The 20,237-nt window shown below is 61.2% G+C and carries 20 protein-coding genes; 16 read left to right on the plus strand and 4 right to left on the minus strand.

What is annotated here, in order from left to right:
* Positions 1 to 116 precede the first annotated feature (116 nt).
* The 15 genes from PSH88_RS28180 to PSH88_RS28250 are packed head-to-tail and all read left to right on the plus strand — an operon-like array spanning position 117 to position 14,330.
* Positions 117 to 851, plus strand: coding sequence for a glycosyltransferase family 2 protein (locus tag PSH88_RS28180; protein ID WP_305424012.1), 735 nt, complete (start codon positions 117 to 119; stop codon positions 849 to 851).
* The gene (locus PSH88_RS28185) at positions 848 to 1,795 is read left to right on the plus strand and encodes a lysophospholipid acyltransferase family protein (RefSeq protein WP_305424014.1); all 948 of its coding nucleotides are present in this window, start codon (positions 848 to 850) and stop codon (positions 1,793 to 1,795) included. The genes PSH88_RS28180 and PSH88_RS28185 overlap by 4 nt, the downstream gene beginning before the upstream one ends.
* Positions 1,776 to 3,320, plus strand: coding sequence for an HAL/PAL/TAL family ammonia-lyase (locus tag PSH88_RS28190; protein WP_305424015.1), 1,545 nt, complete (start codon positions 1,776 to 1,778; stop codon positions 3,318 to 3,320). Before PSH88_RS28185 ends, PSH88_RS28190 begins: the two co-directional genes overlap by 20 nt.
* The gene (locus PSH88_RS28195) at positions 3,313 to 3,738 is read left to right on the plus strand and encodes an acyl-CoA thioesterase (RefSeq protein WP_305424017.1); all 426 of its coding nucleotides are present in this window, start codon (positions 3,313 to 3,315) and stop codon (positions 3,736 to 3,738) included. Before PSH88_RS28190 ends, PSH88_RS28195 begins: the two co-directional genes overlap by 8 nt.
* Positions 3,735 to 4,337, plus strand: coding sequence for an outer membrane lipoprotein carrier protein LolA (locus tag PSH88_RS28200; RefSeq protein WP_305424019.1), 603 nt, complete (start codon positions 3,735 to 3,737; stop codon positions 4,335 to 4,337). Before PSH88_RS28195 ends, PSH88_RS28200 begins: the two co-directional genes overlap by 4 nt.
* On the plus strand, positions 4,321 to 6,660 hold the full coding sequence (locus tag PSH88_RS28205; protein ID WP_305424020.1) for an MMPL family transporter: 2,340 nt from the start codon (positions 4,321 to 4,323) through the stop codon (positions 6,658 to 6,660). The genes PSH88_RS28200 and PSH88_RS28205 overlap by 17 nt, the downstream gene beginning before the upstream one ends.
* On the plus strand, positions 6,657 to 7,817 hold the full coding sequence (locus PSH88_RS28210) for a sodium:proton antiporter (protein ID WP_305424021.1): 1,161 nt from the start codon (positions 6,657 to 6,659) through the stop codon (positions 7,815 to 7,817). Before PSH88_RS28205 ends, PSH88_RS28210 begins: the two co-directional genes overlap by 4 nt.
* Positions 7,804 to 9,051, plus strand: a complete 1,248-nt coding sequence (locus PSH88_RS28215) for an NAD(P)/FAD-dependent oxidoreductase (protein ID WP_305424023.1) — start codon at positions 7,804 to 7,806, stop codon at positions 9,049 to 9,051. The genes PSH88_RS28210 and PSH88_RS28215 overlap by 14 nt, the downstream gene beginning before the upstream one ends.
* Positions 9,048 to 9,773: a class I SAM-dependent methyltransferase gene (locus PSH88_RS28220; protein WP_305424025.1), complete on the plus strand. Its 726-nt coding sequence runs from the start codon at positions 9,048 to 9,050 to the stop codon at positions 9,771 to 9,773. The genes PSH88_RS28215 and PSH88_RS28220 overlap by 4 nt, the downstream gene beginning before the upstream one ends.
* Positions 9,773 to 10,255, plus strand: coding sequence for a hypothetical protein (locus PSH88_RS28225; RefSeq protein WP_305424027.1), 483 nt, complete (start codon positions 9,773 to 9,775; stop codon positions 10,253 to 10,255). The genes PSH88_RS28220 and PSH88_RS28225 overlap by 1 nt, the downstream gene beginning before the upstream one ends.
* Positions 10,252 to 11,448, plus strand: a complete 1,197-nt coding sequence (locus tag PSH88_RS28230; protein WP_305424029.1) for a beta-ketoacyl-[acyl-carrier-protein] synthase family protein — start codon at positions 10,252 to 10,254, stop codon at positions 11,446 to 11,448. Before PSH88_RS28225 ends, PSH88_RS28230 begins: the two co-directional genes overlap by 4 nt.
* Positions 11,445 to 11,903: a hotdog family protein gene (locus tag PSH88_RS28235; protein WP_305424030.1), complete on the plus strand. Its 459-nt coding sequence runs from the start codon at positions 11,445 to 11,447 to the stop codon at positions 11,901 to 11,903. Before PSH88_RS28230 ends, PSH88_RS28235 begins: the two co-directional genes overlap by 4 nt.
* Positions 11,903 to 12,631: a 3-oxoacyl-ACP reductase FabG gene (gene fabG / locus PSH88_RS28240; RefSeq protein ID WP_305424032.1), complete on the plus strand. Its 729-nt coding sequence runs from the start codon at positions 11,903 to 11,905 to the stop codon at positions 12,629 to 12,631. The genes PSH88_RS28235 and fabG overlap by 1 nt, the downstream gene beginning before the upstream one ends.
* Positions 12,631 to 13,857 carry a beta-ketoacyl-ACP synthase gene (locus PSH88_RS28245; RefSeq protein ID WP_305424033.1) on the plus strand — a complete coding sequence of 409 codons (1,227 nt, stop codon included), beginning with the start codon at positions 12,631 to 12,633 and terminating at the stop codon, positions 13,855 to 13,857. The genes fabG and PSH88_RS28245 overlap by 1 nt, the downstream gene beginning before the upstream one ends.
* 29 nt (positions 13,858 to 13,886) lie before the next feature.
* Positions 13,887 to 14,330: an excinuclease gene (locus tag PSH88_RS28250; RefSeq protein WP_305424034.1), complete on the plus strand. Its 444-nt coding sequence runs from the start codon at positions 13,887 to 13,889 to the stop codon at positions 14,328 to 14,330.
* A gap of 207 nt (positions 14,331 to 14,537) precedes the next feature.
* Here the strand turns inward: PSH88_RS28250 and PSH88_RS28255 are convergent, their stop codons facing one another.
* Complete coding sequence (locus tag PSH88_RS28255; RefSeq protein WP_348529747.1) at positions 14,538 to 14,921, minus strand: type II toxin-antitoxin system PemK/MazF family toxin; 384 nt, start codon at positions 14,919 to 14,921, stop codon at positions 14,538 to 14,540.
* A gap of 100 nt (positions 14,922 to 15,021) precedes the next feature.
* Positions 15,022 to 15,924 (minus strand): LysR family transcriptional regulator, encoded by a 903-nt coding sequence (locus PSH88_RS28260; RefSeq protein WP_305424035.1) that lies wholly within the window; start codon positions 15,922 to 15,924, stop codon positions 15,022 to 15,024.
* A 167-nt stretch (positions 15,925 to 16,091) separates the two neighbouring features.
* On the opposite strand from PSH88_RS28260, the gene PSH88_RS28265 reads away from it, so the two are divergent.
* A complete protein-coding gene (locus tag PSH88_RS28265; protein WP_370694723.1) occupies positions 16,092 to 17,318 on the plus strand; it encodes an MFS transporter in 1,227 nt (408 codons plus the stop codon).
* 181 nt (positions 17,319 to 17,499) lie between these two features.
* Here the strand turns inward: PSH88_RS28265 and hemE are convergent, their stop codons facing one another.
* A complete protein-coding gene (gene hemE / locus PSH88_RS28270; RefSeq protein ID WP_305424037.1) occupies positions 17,500 to 18,567 on the minus strand; it encodes a uroporphyrinogen decarboxylase in 1,068 nt (355 codons plus the stop codon).
* 250 nt (positions 18,568 to 18,817) lie between these two features.
* Complete coding sequence (locus PSH88_RS28275; protein WP_048396075.1) at positions 18,818 to 20,236, minus strand: FAD-dependent oxidoreductase; 1,419 nt, start codon at positions 20,234 to 20,236, stop codon at positions 18,818 to 18,820.
* Position 20,237: the final 1 nt, after the last annotated feature.

The following is a 20,237-nucleotide window of genomic DNA, read 5'->3' on the forward strand; positions in this document are numbered from 1 at the left end:
GGCCCCAAAATCAACCGACGCAGACTTCATTGCGAGCGCTTCGCACTCGAACGGGAGCAAGCTCCCTCGCCACAGTAAGCGCCTTCACAACAAGAGTGCTGGGGAGGTTGCTGACCATGCATAACCCCTGCGCCGTAATCCCGGTCTACAACCACGAAACCGCAATCACCGCCGTGGTCGATGCGCTGCTGGCTTGCGGCCTGCCGTGCATTCTGGTGGACGATGCCAGCAGTCCTGCCTGTGCCAAGGTGCTTGACCGACTGGCCCTGCGTGACCGGGTTTACCTGATCAGGCTCACCGTCAATCAGGGCAAGGGCGGCGCAGTGATGACCGGTCTGCGCGAGGCTTCGCGCCTGGGCTTCAGCCATGCCTTGCAGGTAGACGCCGACGGCCAGCACGACCTGCAGGACGTCAAAGTCTTCATCGAATACTCACGCAACCATCCCGAAGCGGTGATCTGCGGCTATCCGCAATACGACGCCAGCGTGCCGAAAGGCCGTTTGTACGCCCGCTACCTGACGCACGTGATGGTCTGGATCAACACCCTGTCGTTGCAGATTCGCGACTCGATGTGCGGCTTTCGCGTTTATCCATTGCCGCCGACCCTGGCACTGATCGACTCGGCCAGGATCGGCAAACGCATGGATTTCGACTCCGACATTCTGGTGCGCCTGGCCTGGCGCAATCAGCCGATGCAATGGCTGAAAACCCGGGTCCATTACCCTCTGGATGGCGTCTCGCATTTTCGCCTGTTCCACGACAATGTACTGATTTCGAGCATGCACACCCGGCTGTTCTTCGGCATGTTGCTGCGGGCGCCGGTGATCCTCTGGCGACGGTGGCGAGCATGAGCGACAACGCAGACAAACAGCACTGGGCCGACCGCCAGGAGCGTGGCAGCTTCTGGCTGATGAAGTTCACCGCGCTCTGCGCAAAAGTCTTGGGCCGTCGGTTGTTGAGCCCGTTGCTGTACGGCATCGTGCTGTACTTTTTCCTGTTCGGACGCAGCGCCCGCCAAAGCGCCTGGCAATACCAGCAGCGGCTCGCTGACTGGAGCGCTCGCACTGAGTTGCGGCCGACCCATTGGCGGGTGTTCGGCCAGTTCATGGCCTTCGCCGACTCCATGCTCGACAAACTCGATGTGTGGAACGGCAAGCTGAGCATCGATCAAATCGAAATCATCGACCCGGCGCTGCTGCGCAATAAACTGCGCGGCACACGCGGGCAAATGCTGGTGGGCGCGCACCTGGGCAATCTCGAGGTCTGCCGGGCGCTGGCCGAGATCGGCGAGAAAGTCACCATGAACGTGCTGGTGCACACCAAGCACGCCGAACAATTCAACCGTCTGCTGGGCGAAGCCGGGGCGACCAATCTGCGGCTGATTCAGGTCAGCGAGCTGGACCCGGTGATCATGCTGCAACTGCATGAACGCCTGGAGCGCGGCGAATGGCTGGCGATTGCCGGCGACCGCGTGCCGCTGCATGGCGGGCGCAGCGTGACAGTGGACTTTCTCGGCCATCAGGCAGCCTTCCCCCAAGGCCCTTGGTTGCTGGCCGGTCTGCTGAAATGCCCGATCAACCTGATGCTGTGCCTGAAGAAACCCACGGGCGACTATCGACTGACCCTCGAACCGTTCGCCGACGCCATCGTGTGGAAACGCAGCGACCGCGAACAGGTCATTCATCAGTGGGCCTCCCGCTACGCCGAACGCCTGGGTCACTATTGCCTCGAAGCGCCCCAACAATGGTTCAACTTTTACCCTTTCTGGAAGACCGATGACGACGCCAACGCTTGAGCCGGTAACCTTCGGCGAACTCCCTTTGCGCATCGAAGACGTGCTGGCCCTGGCCAACCGTCAGGTGCCGACGCAGTTGCAGGGCGACCCCGAGTTTCGCCAGCGCATCGCCAAGGGCCCGCAGTTCCTTGATTCCCTGCTGGACAAGGAAGGCGTGATCTATGGCGTGACCACCGGTTATGGCGATTCCTGTGTGGTGGCAGTGCCGCTGCACCACGTCGAAGCCCTGCCCCGTCATCTGTATACCTTCCACGGTTGCGGCCTGGGCAAATTGCTCGACGCCCAAGCCACCCGCGCGGTGCTGGCGGCGCGTTTGCAGTCGCTTTGCCAGGGCGTTTCCGGGGTACGCGTGGAGCTGCTGGAACGTCTTCAAGCCTTCCTCGAACACGACATCCTGCCGCTGATTCCGGAAGAGGGTTCGGTGGGCGCCAGCGGTGATCTGACGCCGCTGTCCTACGTCGCCGCGACCTTGTCCGGCGAGCGCGAAGTGATGTTCCGTGGTGAACGCCGACAAGCCGCCGATGTGCACAGCGAACTGGGCTGGGAACCGCTGGTATTGCGCCCCAAAGAAGCACTGGCGCTGATGAACGGCACCGCCGTGATGACCGGCCTCGCGTGCCTGGCTTACGCCCGCGCCGATTACCTGCTGCAACTGGCCACCCGCATCACCGCGCTGAACGTGGTCGCGTTGCAAGGCAACCCGGAGCACTTCGACGAGCGGCTGTTCGCCGCCAAACCCCATCCAGGGCAGATGCAAGTCGCCGCGTGGCTGCGTAAGGATCTGGCGATCGATGCGCCGACCGCGCCGCTGCATCGCCTGCAAGACCGTTACTCCCTGCGTTGCGCGCCGCACGTGCTCGGTGTATTGGCCGACAGCCTGAACTGGCTGCGCTCGTTCATCGAGATCGAACTCAACAGCGCCAACGACAACCCGATCATCGACGCCGAAGCCGAACGCGTGCTGCACGGCGGGCACTTCTACGGCGGCCACATCGCCTTCGCGATGGACAGCCTGAAAAACCTGGTGGCCAACGTCGCCGACTTGCTCGACCGTCAGCTCGCGCTGCTGGTGGACGAGCGTTACAACCATGGTTTGCCGAGCAACCTGTCTGGCGCCACCGCCGACCGCGCGATGCTCAACCACGGCTTCAAGGCCGTGCAGATCGGCACCAGCGCCTGGACCGCCGAAGCCCTGAAAAACACCATGCCGGCCAGCGTTTTTTCGCGCTCCACCGAGTGCCACAACCAGGACAAAGTCAGCATGGGCACCATCGCCGCCCGCGACGCCATCCGCGTGCTGGAGCTGACCGAACAGGTCGCTGCCGCCACGCTGCTGGCCGCCAACCAGGGCGTCTGGCTGCGCGGCCAGGCTGAAGACGCGCGGCCACTGCCACCAGCACTGGCCGCGATGCACGAAGAACTGGCCAGGGACTTCCCGCCGGTCATCGAAGATCGCGCCCTGGAAGGCGAATTGCGCCTGTGCCTGCAACGTATCGCCGAGCAACACTGGAGGCTGCATGCGTAGCAAGGGAGTGCTTCACACCGACACGGAAATCCTCGTACCGTTCTTTGACGTCGACACCATGAACGTGGTCTGGCACGGCCATTACGTCAAATACCTGGAAGTCGCCCGCTGTGCGCTGCTGGACAGGATCGGCCACAACTACGACGCCATGGTTGCGTCAGGTTACGCCTGGCCGGTGATCGACTTGCAGCTGCGCTATGTGCGCGGCGCCGTGTTCGGCCAGAAGCTGAACGTGCGCGCCAGCCTGGTGGAATGGGAGAACCGACTGAAGATCAATTACCTGATCAGCGACCTTGCAACCGGCGAACGTTTTACCCGCGCTGTTTCAGTGCAGGTCGCCGTCGACATGAGCAGCCGCGAAATGCAGTTGGCTTCACCGAAGGTGTTTACCGACGCGGTTGAAAGGGTGCTGCCATGAATTCGCTTCTCAAATGCCTTGGCGCTTTAGCGCTGCTCGGGCTTTCATCGTTGGCGCAAGCCTTCGATCTGCAGCAACTCAGTGATCAGCTGGCCAAACCCGATGTGATCCACGGCAACTTCATCCAGGAAAAACACCTGCGTGCCCTGCCCCAGCCGCTGACCAGCAAGGGCACCTTCGTTTTGGCGAAGAATCACGGCCTGCTCTGGCTGCTGAAAACGCCACTGCAACAGGACTACCGCATCAGCGAAAAAGGCATTGCCCGGCGTGATGCCAGCGGCTGGCAAATGCTGCCGAACAAGAGTGCCGGCGCCGAACAGAACCGCTTGTTCCTCGCGGTGCTGCAAGGCGACAGCAGCGGCCTGCAACGGGATTTCGAGCTTTCGCTGAGCGGCGACGCACAGAACTGGAAACTGACCCTGACCCCGCGTTCGATGCTGCTCAAGCAGGTGTTCAATCAGATCAACATTGACGGCGGCGAACTGGTGCACAGCATCGAGCTGCTCGAAACCCAGGGTGACCGAACCCTGTTGCGCATGCAGGACAGCACCCGCTTACAACCTTTGAGCGATGCGGAGCAACATGACTTTGCCGAGTGAACGGATGCTGCCGCGGCTGTTTCTGATCCTGCTGCTAGCGGTGCTCGCACTCGCCGGCTGGCAATGGCGTGACAATGCACCGCTGTCGGCCAACCTGATGGAACTGGTGCCAGGCACCGCACCAGACGCCTTGGAACTGCGCGCCGAACAACGCATGCAAGAACCGCTGAACCGGGAAATGCTGGTGCTGGTCGGCCATAAAGACCGCCAGCAAGCCATCGCCATGGCGCAAAAACTCGGTGAGCAGTGGCAGGCCAGCGGCGTGTTCGAAAAGGTCAAGTGGAACCTGCAGGCCGACTTGCCGGCGCTGCGCGCACAATTACTGCAAGGCCGACTGGCGATGCTGTCCGTGGCCGACCGACAGCAACTCATTGAGCACCCCGACGCCTTTATTCAGCAACGGGTACAAGCCCTGTTCGACCCGTTCACCGGCTTCAGCCTGGTGCCGAGCCAGGATGACTGGCTCGGCCTGACCGGGCGCATCCAGAACAGCCAGCCGCAACACGGCTCGGTGCAACTGGACATCGGCAGCGGTGCGCTGGTCGCCGATGCCGATGGCAAGAGCTGGGTGATGCTGCGGGCGCGAACCGCCGGCAACGCGTTCGACATGAACCTGCCGCTGCAAGTGGCTGACCTGCTCCAGCACAGTCGCGAAGAAGCCGCCCGTTCGGATGTGCAACTGCTCGCCGCCAGCGGCCTGCTGTATGCCGCCAGCGGTCAACGACAAGCCGCGCGCGAGATCACCTGGGTCGGCGGCGGCGCCACCGTGGGGATTCTGTTGCTGCTGTTGCTGGCCTTCCGGCGTTGGCGGGTGTTGCTGGCATTCGTCCCGGTGCTGGTGGGCATGCTGTTCGGCGCGGTGGCCTGCGTAGCATTGTTCGGTCAGATGCATGTGATGACGCTGGTGCTGGGCTCAAGCCTGATCGGCGTGGCAGTGGACTACCCGCTGCATTACCTGTCCAAAAGCTGGAGCCTGAAACCCTGGCACAGCTGGCCGGCGTTACGCCTGACCCTGCCGGGGCTGACGCTGAGCCTGATCACCAGTTGCATTGGCTACCTGGCCCTGGCCTGGACGCCGTTCCCGGCCCTGACCCAAATTGCTGTGTTCTCCGCCGCTGGCCTGCTTGGCGCCTACCTGTCGGCAGTGTGCCTGTTGCCGGCGCTGCTCAAGGGCGTGGATCTACGTCCGGCGCAATGGCCGCTGCGCATCGCCGAGAAGTTGCTGGAGCTGCGTGAATCGCTGCTGAAATACTTGCGCACGCCGGTGCTGCTAGCGCTGCTGATCGCCTTCTGTGTCGGCGGTCTGTTGCAGTTGCAGAGCAAAAACGACATTCGCCAATGGATCGGCACGCCGCAGCAACTGACAGACGAAGCCCAGACCATCGCACGCATCACCGGCTATCAACCTACCAGCCAGTTCTTCCTGGTGCGCGCGGCCAATCAGCAGGAGTTGCTCGAACGCCTGACGGCACTGAGCGAGCGTCTGGATCAATTGGTCAATCTGGAAAAACTTCAGGGCTATCTGTCGCTCAATCAACTGGTCAGCCAGCCAAGCGAACAGCGCAAAGTGCGTGAAGCACTGAGCAAGCTGCCGCAGTTCTGGCAACCGTTGCTCGACCTCGGCGTGCCGGCCGCTGCGTTGCAGGCCGAGCTGGCAACGTTGCAGGCGCTGCCCACCGAAGACATCGACGCAGCGCTGGCCGGCCCATTGGCGGAACCCTACCGCACGCTGTGGCTGGGGCCGACCGATGACGGCGTGGCGGCGATGGTCAGCTTGCAAGGCTTGAACAATCCCACGCTGCTGCGGGTCCAGGCGCTGGACTTGCCGGGTGTGGAACTGGTGGATCGCCTCGGCGAACTGAACCAGGTTTTCGCCGCCACGCAAATCAGCGCCGCTGAATTGAAACTCGCCTCCTGCGTGTTGATCGTGCTGGTGCTGATCCTGCCATTCGGTTTCGGTGGCGCGCTGCGAATTGTCTCCCTGCCGTTGCTGGCGGCCCTGTGCAGTCTGGCAAGCCTTGGTTGGCTCGGTCAGCCGTTGACGCTGTTCAGCCTGTTCGGCCTGCTGCTGGTGACGGCGATCAGCGTCGATTACGCGATCCTCATGCGCGAACAAATCGGTGGTGCCGCGGCGAGCCTGCTGGGCACCTTGCTGGCAGCGGTGACCACTTGGTTGTCGTTTGGCCTGCTGGCGGTGTCCAGCACGCCGGCGGTGAGCAACTTCGGCCTGTCGGTGAGCCTCGGCCTGGCGTTCAGTTTCATTCTGGCGCCGTGGGCCGGACGCCAAGTCCACATCGCACCGATTACGGAGCCGGCAGCATGATGGTCGCCGCGTTCTGGGTGATGGCGCTGGTGTTGTTCGCCGTGGCCACCCGCGTCGGTCGTCATTTCGGTCTGATTCCGATCGTCAGCCAGTTGCTGCTGGCGACGTTCGGCCTGCCATTGCTGATGTACTTCTGGATCGAACCGGGCTGGCACCTCAGCGGTGCCGACCTGATCTCGCCGGACTGGCTGAAGAACCTCTACAGCCTGAGCTTTGCCTTGCTGCTGGGGCACATCCTCAGCGACGTGATCGACCTGCGCCTGGAACGTCAGAGTCTGAAAATCGCCCTGCCGAGTTTCTGCATTCCGTTTGCCTGCGGGCTGGCGACAGCGGTCTGGCTGTTGCCGCCGCAGCCGTGGATCAGCTCGCTGGCGGTCGGTCTGCTGTTCGCCATCACTGCGATTCCGGTGTTGTACCTGTACCTGCGACACATCAACTACCCGCCCGCTGCCACCCGACGCCTGGTGCAGACCGCGATCCTGATCGACCTGACCTGCTGGACCCTGTTCGCGTTCGCCCAGGGCAGCCTGCACCTGAGCAGCCTCTTGCTGCCGCTGGCCGGTGCCTGTCTGCCGTTGTTGCTGCGACTGGCCGGGTTGCGCCACCCCTTGCTGCACAGCGGCTGTTTCTTCGCGCTGCTGGTGGTCGCCGAACACTTCAAACTCAATGCGCTGATCTTCGGCATCGGCTATCTGCTGTGCATGGCCGCGCTCAAGGTGCCATTGGTGCTGCCGTTGTCGACGGCGTGGATGAGCCGTTTGCAGACCTGGATCGCCATCCCGCTGATCCTCACGTTCGGCATCGTGCAGATCAACGTGCACAGCGCCCTCGACAGTCTCGGCGCAGTGCAACTGGCCGCGCTCCTGCTGTTGCCGATCGCCAGCAAACTGATGGGCAACTGGCTGGGCCTCGGCTGGGCAGGCACCTCGTTTGAAGGTGCCAGCCGCTGGCGGGAAAGCCTTTTACTGAATATTCGTGGCTTGAGCGAGATCGTCTTCCTCAACCTGCTGCTGCAACAACAGCTCATCAGCCCGGCGCTGTATTTCGCGCTGATGTTGATGGGCCTGATCGCAACCCTGCTGCCGGCACTGGCCGGCATGCACCGAACCCCTTTGAACATCGCCGCCCCGGCAAGGAGCACCCGTGCCAACAGTTGAAATGGAACGTCGTCAGGTACTGGTAATCGGCGCCGGCCCCTCGGGCGCCATCGCCGCCGCGCTGCTCAAGCGTAAAGGTCATGATGTGCTGATGATCGAGCGCCAGCATTTCCCACGGTTTTCCATCGGTGAAAGCCTGCTGTCCCACTGCCTGGATTTCGTCGAAGAAGCTGGCATGCTCGAGGCAGTCAATGCTGCCGGTTTCCAGCGCAAAAACGGGGCGGCATTCGCTTGGGGCGATCAGTACAGCGCCTTCGATTTCGGCGATACGTTCAGCAACGGCAAGCCGACGACGTTCCAGGTCCAACGCGCCGACTTCGACAAGCTGCTGGCCGATCAGGCTGAGTTTCAGGGTGTCGATGTCCGTTACGGCGAAGCCATCGTCAGCGCCGATTTCAGCCTGCCTAAACCGCAGCTCGACGTGCTTCGCGAAGACGGTAGCCAATACCGCGTCGAGGCGGACTTTGTGCTCGATGCCAGCGGCTACGGTCGCGTGCTGCCACGCTTGCTGGACCTTGAAGCACCGTCGAACTTCCCGGTGCGCCAAGCCGTGTTCACCCATGTCGAAGACTGTATCGACAACCCGGCTTTCGACCGGGAGAAAATCCTCATCACCACCCATCCGACCCAGCGTGATATCTGGTTCTGGACCATCCCGTTCAGCAACGGCCGTTGCTCGGTGGGCGTAGTGGCGGCCGCCGAACACTTCGAAGGCCGCACCGACAATCTGGACGACTGCCTGCGCGGCTTCATTGCTGAAACCCCAAGCCTGGCCGGTGTGCTGAACAATGCCGTATGGGATACACCCGCGCGGACCATCGGCGGCTATTCGGCCAACGTCAAAACCCTGCACGGTCCCGGTTTCGCCCTATTGGGCAATGCGGCGGAATTTCTCGACCCGGTATTCTCCTCCGGCGTGACCATCGCCATGCGTTCGGCGAGCATGGCCGCCGGGGTGCTGCACCGCCAACTGCAAGGTGAAAGCGTCGATTGGCAGACCGAGTTCGCCGAACCGCTCAAGCGCGGCGTCGACACCTTCCGTTGCTACGTTGAAGGCTGGTACGCGGGGACCTTTCAGGACGTGATTTTCTATCAGGGCGGTACAGCGGAAATCCGCCGCATGATCAGCTCGATCCTCGCGGGTTACGCCTGGGATGAACGCAACCCGTTCGTCAGCGAACCCAAACGTCGACTGCGGATGATCTCGGACCTTTGTGCACAGGATCCGACATGAGTTATTTGAGCGACAACTACGTCGAAGAAACCCGTTTTGGTTTCTGGTTCCTGCGCAGTCACACCTGGCAGCACCATGTATTGCGAGTGGCGATCAATGATTTGCGCAACCTGTTCAGCGCGCCATTGCCCGCCAACCCGGTATTGCTGGATGCCGGTTGCGGCCAGGGCAAGTCGTTCCAGTACCTGCGCCAGACCTTCGCGCCTCGGCGCCTGATCGGGCTGGATGCCGACCCTCACAGCCTGAACCTGAGCGGCGAAGAAGCAGCCCGCCAGGGCATGGATGTAGAGCTGCTCGGCAGTGACTGCGCAAGCATCAAAGTGCCGGACGCCAGCGTCGATCTGCTGTTCTGTCACCAGACCTTCCATCACCTTGTCGAGCAGGATCAGGCCCTGGCCGAGTTCTATCGAGTGCTCAAGCCGGGCGGCTATTTGCTGTTCGCCGAGTCCACCGAGGCTTACATTGATACATGGGTAATTCGCTGGTTGTTCCGCCATCCGATGCATGTGCAAAAGAGCGCCGCCGGCTACCTGGACATGATTCGTCGGCAGGGTTTTGAATTCGGCCCGCAGAACGTGTCTTACCCTTACTTGTGGTGGAGTCGCGCCAAGGATTTCGGCCTGCTCGAACGCTTCGGCTTGCGCCAGCCAAAACCTTTTGGCCAACGGGAAGAAACCCTGGTCAACGTAGTCGCGCGCAAGCCCCTTGAAGGGTGTGTCTGATGATCCGTTTCCTGCTTCTGGGTTGTGTCCTGTTGCTGAGCGCCTGCGCCAGCCAGGCACCGCTGCCCGAGCGAACCCCGAACCTGGCATTGCCGCTGCAACTGCACATTGAACGTCAGATGGCCGAGCAACGTCAGGACTGGCTGCTGGTGATCCAGCGTGAAGGCCCTGGCATTCGCTGGTCGATGATGGACCCTTTGGGGATTCCCGTGGCACGGCAGAAACTGATCGATGGCCAGTGGCAGGCCGACGGCCTGCTGCCGCCCAATCCGGAAGCCCGGGAATTGTTCGCCGCTTTGTTGTTTGCATTGACTCCTGAAGTCCAGTTGCTTGGCAACTACCCCGACGCCCGCCAGCATGACGGGCAACGGTCGTTATCACCGCGCTGGAACATCCGCTATTCACAACCACTGAGCTTTGAATTGAACGTGTCCCAAGGCCCGCACTATCGCATCACTCCGTTAGGTGAGCACACGCCATGACGGCTTATCTGAACGCCCTCGGGGTGATCTGCGCCCTGGGCCGCAACAAGCAGGAAGTCGCCCGCAACCTGTTTGCCGGCGATTGCTCGGGCATGCGCAGCGAGGCCGGCTGGGTGGCGGAGCGCTCGTTGCCAGTGGCGGCGGTGCGCGGCGAGCTGGCACCGATTCCGGCTGAGCTGACGCATCAAAGCAGCCGCAACAATCAATTGCTGCTGGAGGCTGCGCTGCAAATTCGCGAAGACATCGAGCAAGCGATCCAGACCTACGGCCGCGACCGTATCGGCGTCATCCTGGGCACCAGCACCTCGGGCATTCACGAGGCCAGCAGCGGTCTGGCCCATTACATCCGTGAGCATCAGTTCCCTGCCGATTATGACTATCAGCAACAGGAACTCGGCGCGCCGGCGACGTTTCTCGCCGACTGGCTGCAATTGAGCGGCCCGGCCTATGTGATTTCCACCGCCTGCACCTCCAGCGCCCGTGCGCTGATGAGCGCCCAACGATTGCTCGACCTGGGCATGTGCGACGCCGTGTTGTGCGGCGGTGTCGACAGCTTGTGCAAGCTGACCCTCAACGGTTTCTCGGCCCTGGAAGCGGTGTCCGAACAGCGCTGCAATCCGTTTTCAGCCAACCGCAACGGCATCAATATCGGCGAAGCGGCGGTGCTGTTTCTGATGAGCAAAAGCGCCGGTAACAGCCAATCGATTGCCCTGCTGGGCAGTGGTGCCAGCTCCGATGCACACCATATTTCCGCGCCGGAACCGACCGGCCGTGGCGCCCTGCAAGCGATGCGCAAAGCCTTGAGCCGCGCAGGCCTGCAACCGCAGCAGATCGCTTATCTGAACCTGCACGGCACCGCCACGCAACACAACGACGCCATGGAAAGCCTGGCGGTGACGACGCTATTCCCGCAAGGCGTGCCCTGCTCGTCGACCAAACCGATGACCGGCCATACCCTCGGCGCTGCCGGTGCCCTGGAAGCGGCGTTCTGCTGGTTGAGCCTGAGCGCAGACAACCGCGAGCACGCCCTGCCGCCCCACGTCTGGGACGGCCAGCCCGACCCCGAATTGCCGGCCCTGCATTGGGTGACCCCGACTGACCACCTGACGTCCATTGCACCTCGCTACCTGATGAGCAACTCCTTTGCCTTTGGTGGCAATAACGTCAGCCTGATTATCGGAGACGCCCCATGATGACCTGGCCGCTCGCCGAACTGCTGCCGCATGCCGGCGACATGATCCTCATCGAGCAGATCCTGTCGTTCGATGACGAGCAGATTCACACCCGACTCACCGTCAAACCCGGCGGCCTGTTCAATCGCCCCGACGGCAGCCTGCCAGCCTGGGTCGGCATCGAGCTGATGGCCCAGAGCGTCGCCGCGTACGCCGGCTGCCATGCGCGCCAGAAAGGCAATGCGGTGGAGTTGGGTTTCCTGCTCGGCACCCGTAAATTCGAATGCAACGTGGAACACTTCCCCGCGGGTACAGAGTTGACCATCCATGGGATACGCTCGCTGGAAGACGACAATGGCATGGGCGTGTTCGAATGCCACCTCACCGCCCCCGGCATCCACGCCACCGCCCGGCTGAATGTGTTTCGCCCGCCTCAGGCCGCGCAATATCTTCATGAACCCCAAGGAGTCGAGTGATGACTGAATCCGTACTGGTCACCGGTTCCAGCCGTGGTATCGGCCGCGCCATCGCGTTGCGTCTGGCCCGGGCCGGGCATGACATCGTGCTGCACTGCCGCAGCGGTCTGGCGGACGCTATCGCGGTAAAGGCAGAAGTGGAAGCCTTGGGCCGCAACGCGCGTGTCCTGCAATTCGACGTGTCCGACCGCGCCAGCTGCAAAGCCATTCTCGAAGCCGACGTGGAAGCTCACGGCGCCTATTACGGCGTGGTGCTCAATGCCGGCCTGACCCGCGACGGGGCTTTTCCGGCCCTGAGCGAAGAGGATTGGGATTTGGTGATGCGCACCAATCTCGACGGTTTCTACAACGTGCTGCACCCGGTGATGATGCCGATGATCCGTCGTCGAGCCGCCGGGCGGATTGTCTGCATCACCTCTGTTTCGGGGTTGATCGGCAATCGCGGCCAGGTCAATTACAGCGCGTCCAAGGCCGGTTTGATCGGCGCAGCCAAGGCGCTGGCGATCGAACTGGGCAAGCGCAAAATCACTGTTAACTGTGTCGCACCCGGCCTGATCGATACGGCGATGCTCGATGAAAATGTGCCGGTGGAAGAACTGATGAAAATGATCCCCGCACAACGCATGGGCACCCCTGAAGAGGTGGCCGGTGCCGTGAATTTCCTGATGTCGGCGGAAGCGTCGTACATCACCCGGCAGGTTCTGGCCGTCAATGGAGGCCTGTGCTGATGAAGCGCGTCGTCGTCACCGGCATGGCCGGCATCACCTCACTGGGCAGCGATTGGGACACCATCGCCGGCAACTTCGCCGCCAACCGCAGCGGCATCCGCCGCATGGACGAGTGGGATCGTTTCACCGAGCTCAACACACGCCTGGCCGGGCCGATCGATGACTTCAAAGTGCCAAGCCACTGGACCCGCAAGCAACTGCGCAGCATGGGCCGCGTCTCGCGCCTGGCCGTGGGCGCGGCTGAACAGGCCCTGGCGGATGCCGGGCTGCTGGGTGACGAATCGATCAAGGACGGGCGCATGGGTGTTTCCTGCGGCTCGTCCACCGGCAGCACCGACGAGATCAAGGCGTTTGGCAAAATGCTGCTCAACTCAGTGGCCGAAGGCCTGAACGCCAACTCCTACGTGCGGATGATGCCGCACACCACAGCGGCGAATATCAGCATCTTCTTCGGCCTCACCGGCAGGCTGATCCCGACCTCCAGCGCCTGCACCAGCGGCAGCCAGGGCATCGGTTACGCCTATGAATCGATCAAGTTCGGTCGCCTGCCGCTGATGCTCGCCGGCGGCGCCGAAGAGCTGTGCCCGACCGAAGCCATGGTGTTCGATGCGCTCTACGCCACCAGCCTGAAAAACGATGCCCCGCAAACCAGCCCTCGCCCCTATGACACCGGCCGAGATGGCCTGGTGATCGGTGAAGGCGGCGGCATGCTGGTGCTCGAAGAGCTCGAACACGCCCTGGCACGTGGCGCACATATCCACGCCGAGATCGTCGGTTTCGGCAGCAACGCCGACGGTCAGCACGCCACCCGTCCGGAGCAGCTCACCATGCGCCGGGCCATGGAACTCGCCCTGGAAGACGCCGGACTGCAGCCTTCAGACATCGGCTATGTGAACGGTCATGGCACCGCGACAGAACAGGGCGACATTGCCGAAACACTGGCCACCAGCGCGTTGTTCGGCGAACACATGCCGATCAGTTCGCAGAAGAGTTTCCTCGGTCACACCCTGGGGGCCTGCGGCGCGCTGGAGTCCTGGTTCAGCATCGAAATGATGAACCGCGACCAGTACGTGCATACGTTCAACCTCGATGAGGTCGATCCGCAGTGCGGCAAGCTCGATTACCTGCGCGGTGAATTCCGGCAGATGAGTAACCAGTACGTGATGAACAACAATTTCGCTTTTGGTGGGGTCAACACCTCGTTGATTTTCCGCCGCTGGTCGTAATCGAATGACTCAGGGTCAAGGAGACCTCCATGCACTTCAAGAAACTCGCTGCCGCCACCCTGCTGATCTGCGCATTGCCGGGCATCAGCCAGGCCCGCGACACCGCGGTGTATCTGCCTTTTGACAAAGCAGTCGCCGAAGCAACCCGCGCCGGCAAAATCGATGGCAGCGTGAAATTCTACCTGGCAGGCAATACACCGACTGGCAACGTCACCGTACTCAGCGCGGGTGCCGTGACCAACAAGAAAACCAACGCCTTCAACAAGTCTGACGAAGTGGCCTGCGAATGGGTCGCGCAATCGGCAATCATCAGCCTGCACCAGGCAGCGAAGAGCGCCGGCGCCAACGCCGTGACCAACATCGTCAGCTTCTACAAGAAAAATGAGCGCAAGGATGCCAAGACCTATGAGTGCCACGCTGGGGCGCTTATGGCGGGGGTTGCGTTGAAAGGGGATTTGGCGAAGGTTCAGTAACACCAGAAACGACAAAGGGCGCCTTTCGGCGCCCTTTCACAAACAGGTCGGCTTGTCATTGCCATTTACCTGTCTGGCTCTGCGATGGCTGGTTGCCCAGGATCCTCAGAGTCTCACAAGCCCCTTTCGGGAACATCAGCAGTATTGCTTTAAATTGAACGCACGGCAACGGCTGGCAATTCGCCGGTCGAGCCACCTTTAGTGCCATCACAGACCAAGAGCGCTACGTACTGCGGCTTTGATTGCAAAAAACTCATCTATTGCAAGTTGTGAAATGAGATAAATACGCTTTCCCTGACGATCCCGGCTTTTGATCCGGTCCAGTCTGGAAAGACTTACCGTCGCAACCATGTCGCATTTTGCCCAGCAGATCGGACTGGCTCCGTGCAGATGACTCGCAAGCTTCAGATGATGATCAAGTACACAGTCCGGGGCGGTGGTGCTCAGGGGTACGACTGTCACCAACAAACTATTGGTCCTGTGTTTGCGTATTACGACAACAGGTCTGACCTTGATCATCTCAGGGACTTCATAACCCCTGAAGTCGCAAATCAGAACGCTGCCTTCCTTGGGTTGATATCGAAGTGACATCCATGGCACTCATCGAAAAAAAAACGATTCTGCGCAAGAATCGGGTAAATAACCAAGGCAGATCCGTAACCTGAAATGTCCCTCTTTCGGGCGCTCGCTGTCATGGTGTTAACGGTTCAACCTTACGCGTCAACAACTCCACAAACGCCTTGGCCATCGGCGACTTCTGATCCTTGCGCTGCACCAGCCACACCGCCGACACCGCTTCCGGATCGAGCAACGGGCGGTAGACCACGCCATCAATACGCATCCGCTGATACGACGCCGGCAACACCGACACCCCCAAACCTGCCGCCACCAATCCGATAATCGTCATCGCCTCGCCAGCCTCCTGGGCGAAGTGAGGGCTGAAGCCGGCATCTCGCGCCAGACTGAGTAATTGTGCGTACAGACCACTGCCATAACTGCGTGGGAAAAATACGAATGGTTCGAGCGCCAGAGCCGACAGAAACAAGCCTTCCTCGCTATCGGTCACTAAAGGGTGCTTGGAACTGAGCACCGCCACCAGTGGCTCGCGCATCAGTTCCACCACGCTGAGCGAATCCGGCAACCCCAGCGGTCGCATGATGCCGACTTCAATCGACTCATCAACCAGCGCATCAGCCACTTGGGTGCTGCTCATTTCCCGCAGGTGCAGATGCACCGCCGGAAAACGCTGGCGAAACGAAAAGATCGCCTGGGGGATGGTCGAGTTGAACGGCGCCGACGAGGTGAAGCCGATCTTCAACTCACCCAACTCTCCGAGTTGTGCCCGCCGCGCAACGTCCGCCGCTTTGTCGACCTGAGCCAGTACCAATCGCGCCTCTTCCAGAAACAGCCGACCGGCCTCGCTGAGTTCGACCCGACGATTGGTACGCTCGAAAAGCCGCGCACCGACCTCCTGCTCCAGCGCCTGAATCTGCTGGCTCAGGGGCGGTTGCGAGATGCCCAGCACCTGAGCGGCGCGGCCGAAATGCAGTTCTTCGGCGACGGCGATGAAGTAGCGCAGGTGGCGCAATTCCATGAAAACTCCATTAGGTCGTCAAACCTATCAAACAGGTCGAACAATATATTGGATTGAATCATTAGGCGGCTATATGATTTTTTCTTTGCCTGACCGGCTGCGCCCCTCCGAGGTCCGAAGTGAAAACTGCTGTCGCCCCACTCGCCCATGAAGTTCCGCCCACTGCGCTGGACGATGTCGTCGCCGAACTAAGCGAGATCTACATCGAAAAAGGCACGCCGATGTTCATGCGCACGGTGCTGGCGCTGTTCTCCGGCGGCTTCGCGACCTTTGCCCTGCTGTATTGCGTGCAGCCGATGATGCCGCTGCTGTCCCGCGAGTTTTCCATCAACGCGGCCCAGAGCAGCCTGATCCTGTCGGTCGCCACCGGTATGCTCGCCATCGGCTTGCTGATTACCGGTCCCATCTCTGATCGCATCGGGCGTAAGCCGGTGATGGTCGCCGCGCTGTTCGCCGCCGCTCTCTGCACCATGGCCAGCGCAATGATCCCGAGCTGGCAAGGCGTGCTGGTGATGCGGGCGCTGGTGGGGCTGTCGTTGAGCGGTCTGGCGGCGGTCGCAATGACTTACCTCAGCGAAGAAATCCATCCGCAGCACCTTGGTCTGGCCATGGGGTTATACATCGGAGGCAATGCCATCGGCGGCATGTGTGGACGGTTGATCGTCGGTGTATTGATCGACTTCGTCAGCTGGCACGCGGCGATGCTGGTCATCGGTGGCCTGGCGCTGATTGCCGCAGCGGTGTTCTGGAAGATCCTCCCGGAATCGCGCAACTTCCGTGCCCGTTCACTGCATCCGCGCAGCTTGCTGGACGGCTTCACCATGCACTTTCGCGACGCCGGTCTGCCGTTGTTGTTTGTCGAAGCTTTTGTGCTGATGGGCGCGTTCGTCACGCTGTTCAACTACATCGGTTATCGCTTGCTGGCCGAGCCGTATCGCATGGACCAGGCCTTCGTCGGGCTACTCTCAGTGGTGTACCTGTCGGGCATCTACAGCTCGGCGAAAATCGGCGCCCTGGCCGACCAACTCGGGCGGCGCAAAGTGCTCTGGGCAACCATTGTGGTCATGCTCGCGGGCATCGCCCTGACCATGTTCACGCCGTTACTGCTGGTGATTCTCGGCATGCTGATCTTTACCTTCGGCTTCTTCGGGGCGCATTCGGTGGCCAGTAGCTGGATTGGTCGGCGTGCGATCAAGGCCAGAGGACAGGCGTCGTCGCTGTACCTGTTCAGCTATTACGCCGGGTCGAGTATCGCGGGTACGGCGGGCGGAGTGGCCTGGCACTTGGGTGGCTGGAACGGGATCGGGTTGTTTATTGGTGGGTTGTTGGTGATTGCGCTGTTGGTGGCGTTGAAGCTGGCGAAGTTGCCGCCGTTGGAAAATTTGAAAGCGTGACGCACAACCCTGTGGGAGCGGGCTTGCCCGCGATAGCGATGGTCGGTCCAACACATGTGCTGTAAGAAATGACGCCATCGCGGGCAAGCCCGCTCCCACAATGAACTGCATCCACTTCTCATTTTCTGAACCACAAACAAAAACGCCCGGCATAAGCCGGGCGTTTTTTATCGGGTCACGATTACTCGTGATACTGCGCCGACAGTTCATGTACCGCACGCAGGAAGGCGCCAGCATGCTCCGGGTCGACTTCAGGCGTAATGCCGTGGCCGAGATTGAACACGTGGCCGCTGCCCTTGCCGTAGCTGGCGAGGATCCGGCCGACTTCGGTGCGGATGGCTTCTGGCTTGGCGTAAAGCACGGTCGGGTCCATGTTGCCTTGCAAGGCGACTTTGCTACCGACACGCTGGCGGGCTTCGCCAATGTCGCAAGTCCAATCCAGGCCCAACGCATCAGCGCCAGCGTCAGCGATGCTTTCCAGCCACAGGCCGCCATTCTTGGTAAACAGGATGACCGGAACCTTACGGCCTTCGTGTTCGCGGATCAGGCCGCTGACGATTTTGCGCATGTAGGCCAGGGAGAATTCCTGATAGGCCGCAGCGGAGAGATTGCCACCCCAAGTGTCGAAGATCTGCACCGCTTGCGCACCAGCCATGATCTGGCCGTTGAGGTAACTGGTAACCGACTGCGCAAGCTTGTCCAGCAACAGGTGCATGGCTTGCGGGTTGTCGTAGAGCATGGCCTTGGTCTTGCGGAAGTCTTTCGACGAACCGCCTTCGACCATGTAGGTGGCCAGGGTCCATGGGCTGCCGGAGAAGCCGATCAGCGGCACGCGGCCGTTCAGTTCGCGACGGATGGTGCTGACCGCGTCCATGACGTAGCCGAGATCTTTGTGCGGATCAGGAATCGGCAGGGCTTCGATGTCGGCCAGGGTGCTGACGACTTTCTTGAAACGCGGACCTTCACCGGTCTCGAAGTACAGGCCCTGGCCCATGGCGTCCGGGATGGTGAGGATGTCGGAGAACAGGATCGCCGCGTCCAGTTGCGGATAGCGGTCGAGCGGTTGCATCGTGACTTCGCAAGCGAACGCCGGGTTCATGCACAGGCTCATGAAGTCGCCGGCCTTGGCACGGCTGGCGCGGTATTCAGGCAGGTAGCGACCGGCCTGACGCATCATCCACACGGGGGTGACGTCTACGGGTTGCTTGAGCAGGGCGCGAAGGAAACGGTCGTTCTTCAGGGCAGTCATGTCGGCATCCGGAAAAAAAGTGCGGGCATTTTCTCAGAGCGCGACGCAAAAGGCACGGCAAGAGCCGTTCCTTTTGTCTATCGGGTCAATTTGTCGCGGTGAACACAGCCTTGGCAACACCACAAAACCAATGTGGGAGCGGGCTTGCTCGCGAAAGCGGTGAGTCAGTCGACATCAATATTGACTGTTACACCGCCTTCGCGAGCAAGCTCGCTCCCACATTTGACCGCATTTCACTTCTGGAGAGTGATCAGACGCCCAGGTAATCCAGAATCCCTTCAGCGGCATTACGGCCTTCGAAGATCGCCGTTACCACCAGGTCAGAACCGCGAACCATGTCGCCACCGGCGAAGATTTTCGGGTTGCTGGTCTGGTGCTTGTACTGACCTTGTTCCGGCGCCACGACGCGGCCCTGGCTGTCGGTCTGGATGCTGAACTGCTCGAACCACGACGCCGGGCTTGGACGGAAACCGAACGCGATGACCACGGCATCAGCCGGGATGATTTCTTCGGAACCCGGGATCGGCTCGGGGCTACGGCGGCCACGGGCGTCCGGTTCGCCGAGACGGGTCTCGACCACCTTCACGCCTTCGACACGATCTTCACCCACGATAGCGATCGGCTGGCGGTTGTAGAGGAATTTCACGCCTTCTTCCTTGGCGTTCTTCACCTCTTTGCGCGAGCCCGGCATGTTCGCTTCGTCACGGCGATAGGCACAGGTCACCGACTTGGCGCCCTGACGAATCGAAGTACGGTTGCAGTCCATCGCCGTGTCGCCGCCACCCAGCACCACAACCTTCTTGCCTTTCATGTCGACGAAATCTTCCGGCGACTTTTCAAAGCCCAGGTTGCGGTTGACGTTGGCGATCAGGAAGTCCAGCGCGTCATACACGCCCGGCAGATCTTCACCGGCAAAGCCGCCCTTCATGTAGGTGTAGGTGCCCATGCCCATGAACACGGCATCGTATTCTTCGAGCAATTGCTCGATGGTCACGTCCTTGCCGATTTCGGTGTTCAGGCGGAACTCGATGCCCATGCCGGTGAAGACTTCGCGGCGATTGCTCAGCACGGTCTTTTCCAGCTTGAACTCGGGAATGCCGAAGGTCAGCAAGCCACCGATTTCCGGGTTCTTGTCGAACACCACCGGAGTCACGCCACCACGTACCAGCACGTCGGCACAGCCCAGGCCGGCAGGGCCAGCGCCAATTACCGCAACACGCTTGCCGGTCGGCTTGACCTTGGACATGTCCGGGCGCCAGCCCATGGCGAACGCCGTGTCGGTGATGTACTTCTCCACCGAACCGATGGTCACCGCGCCGAAGCCGTCGTTGAGGGTGCAGGCACCCTCGCACAGACGGTCCTGCGGGCACACCCGGCCGCACACTTCCGGCAGGGTGTTGGTCTGGTGCGACAGCTCGGCGGCCTGGAGGATGTTGCCCTCGGCCACCAGTTTCAGCCAGTTCGGAATGAAGTTGTGCACCGGGCACTTCCATTCGCAATACGGGTTACCGCAACCCAGGCAGCGGTGGGCCTGGTCGGCCGACTGCTGGGGTTTGAACGGTTCGTAGATTTCCACGAACTCTTTCTTGCGTTGACGCAACAGTTTCTTCTTCGGATCCTTGCGCCCGACATCGATGAACTGGAAGTCGTTATTCAGACGTTCAGCCATT

The sequence above is a fragment of the Pseudomonas wuhanensis genome (genome assembly GCF_030687395.1).
Classification (GTDB): domain Bacteria; phylum Pseudomonadota; class Gammaproteobacteria; order Pseudomonadales; family Pseudomonadaceae; genus Aquipseudomonas; species Aquipseudomonas wuhanensis.

Bases quoted from the DNA above. Each gene is read 5' to 3' on its own strand.
- fabG (WP_305424032.1), top strand. From the start codon at position 11,903: ATGACTGAATCCGTACTGGTCACCGGTTCCAGCCGTGGTATCGGCCGC.
- PSH88_RS28255 (WP_348529747.1), bottom strand. From the start codon at position 14,921: ATGTCACTTCGATATCAACCCAAGGAAGGCAGCGTTCTGATTTGCGAC.
- PSH88_RS28230 (WP_305424029.1), top strand. From the start codon at position 10,252: ATGACGGCTTATCTGAACGCCCTCGGGGTGATCTGCGCCCTGGGCCGC.
- PSH88_RS28225 (WP_305424027.1), top strand. From the start codon at position 9,773: ATGATCCGTTTCCTGCTTCTGGGTTGTGTCCTGTTGCTGAGCGCCTGC.
- PSH88_RS28250 (WP_305424034.1), top strand. From the start codon at position 13,887: ATGCACTTCAAGAAACTCGCTGCCGCCACCCTGCTGATCTGCGCATTG.
- PSH88_RS28190 (WP_305424015.1), top strand. From the start codon at position 1,776: ATGACGACGCCAACGCTTGAGCCGGTAACCTTCGGCGAACTCCCTTTG.
- PSH88_RS28220 (WP_305424025.1), top strand. From the start codon at position 9,048: ATGAGTTATTTGAGCGACAACTACGTCGAAGAAACCCGTTTTGGTTTC.
- PSH88_RS28180 (WP_305424012.1), top strand. From the start codon at position 117: ATGCATAACCCCTGCGCCGTAATCCCGGTCTACAACCACGAAACCGCA.
- PSH88_RS28235 (WP_305424030.1), top strand. From the start codon at position 11,445: ATGATGACCTGGCCGCTCGCCGAACTGCTGCCGCATGCCGGCGACATG.
- hemE (WP_305424037.1), bottom strand. From the start codon at position 18,567: ATGACTGCCCTGAAGAACGACCGTTTCCTTCGCGCCCTGCTCAAGCAA.
- PSH88_RS28200 (WP_305424019.1), top strand. From the start codon at position 3,735: ATGAATTCGCTTCTCAAATGCCTTGGCGCTTTAGCGCTGCTCGGGCTT.
- PSH88_RS28260 (WP_305424035.1), bottom strand. From the start codon at position 15,924: ATGGAATTGCGCCACCTGCGCTACTTCATCGCCGTCGCCGAAGAACTG.
- PSH88_RS28210 (WP_305424021.1), top strand. From the start codon at position 6,657: ATGATGGTCGCCGCGTTCTGGGTGATGGCGCTGGTGTTGTTCGCCGTG.
- PSH88_RS28245 (WP_305424033.1), top strand. From the start codon at position 12,631: ATGAAGCGCGTCGTCGTCACCGGCATGGCCGGCATCACCTCACTGGGC.
- PSH88_RS28275 (WP_048396075.1), bottom strand. From the start codon at position 20,236: ATGGCTGAACGTCTGAATAACGACTTCCAGTTCATCGATGTCGGGCGC.
- PSH88_RS28185 (WP_305424014.1), top strand. From the start codon at position 848: ATGAGCGACAACGCAGACAAACAGCACTGGGCCGACCGCCAGGAGCGT.
- PSH88_RS28205 (WP_305424020.1), top strand. From the start codon at position 4,321: ATGACTTTGCCGAGTGAACGGATGCTGCCGCGGCTGTTTCTGATCCTG.
- PSH88_RS28195 (WP_305424017.1), top strand. From the start codon at position 3,313: ATGCGTAGCAAGGGAGTGCTTCACACCGACACGGAAATCCTCGTACCG.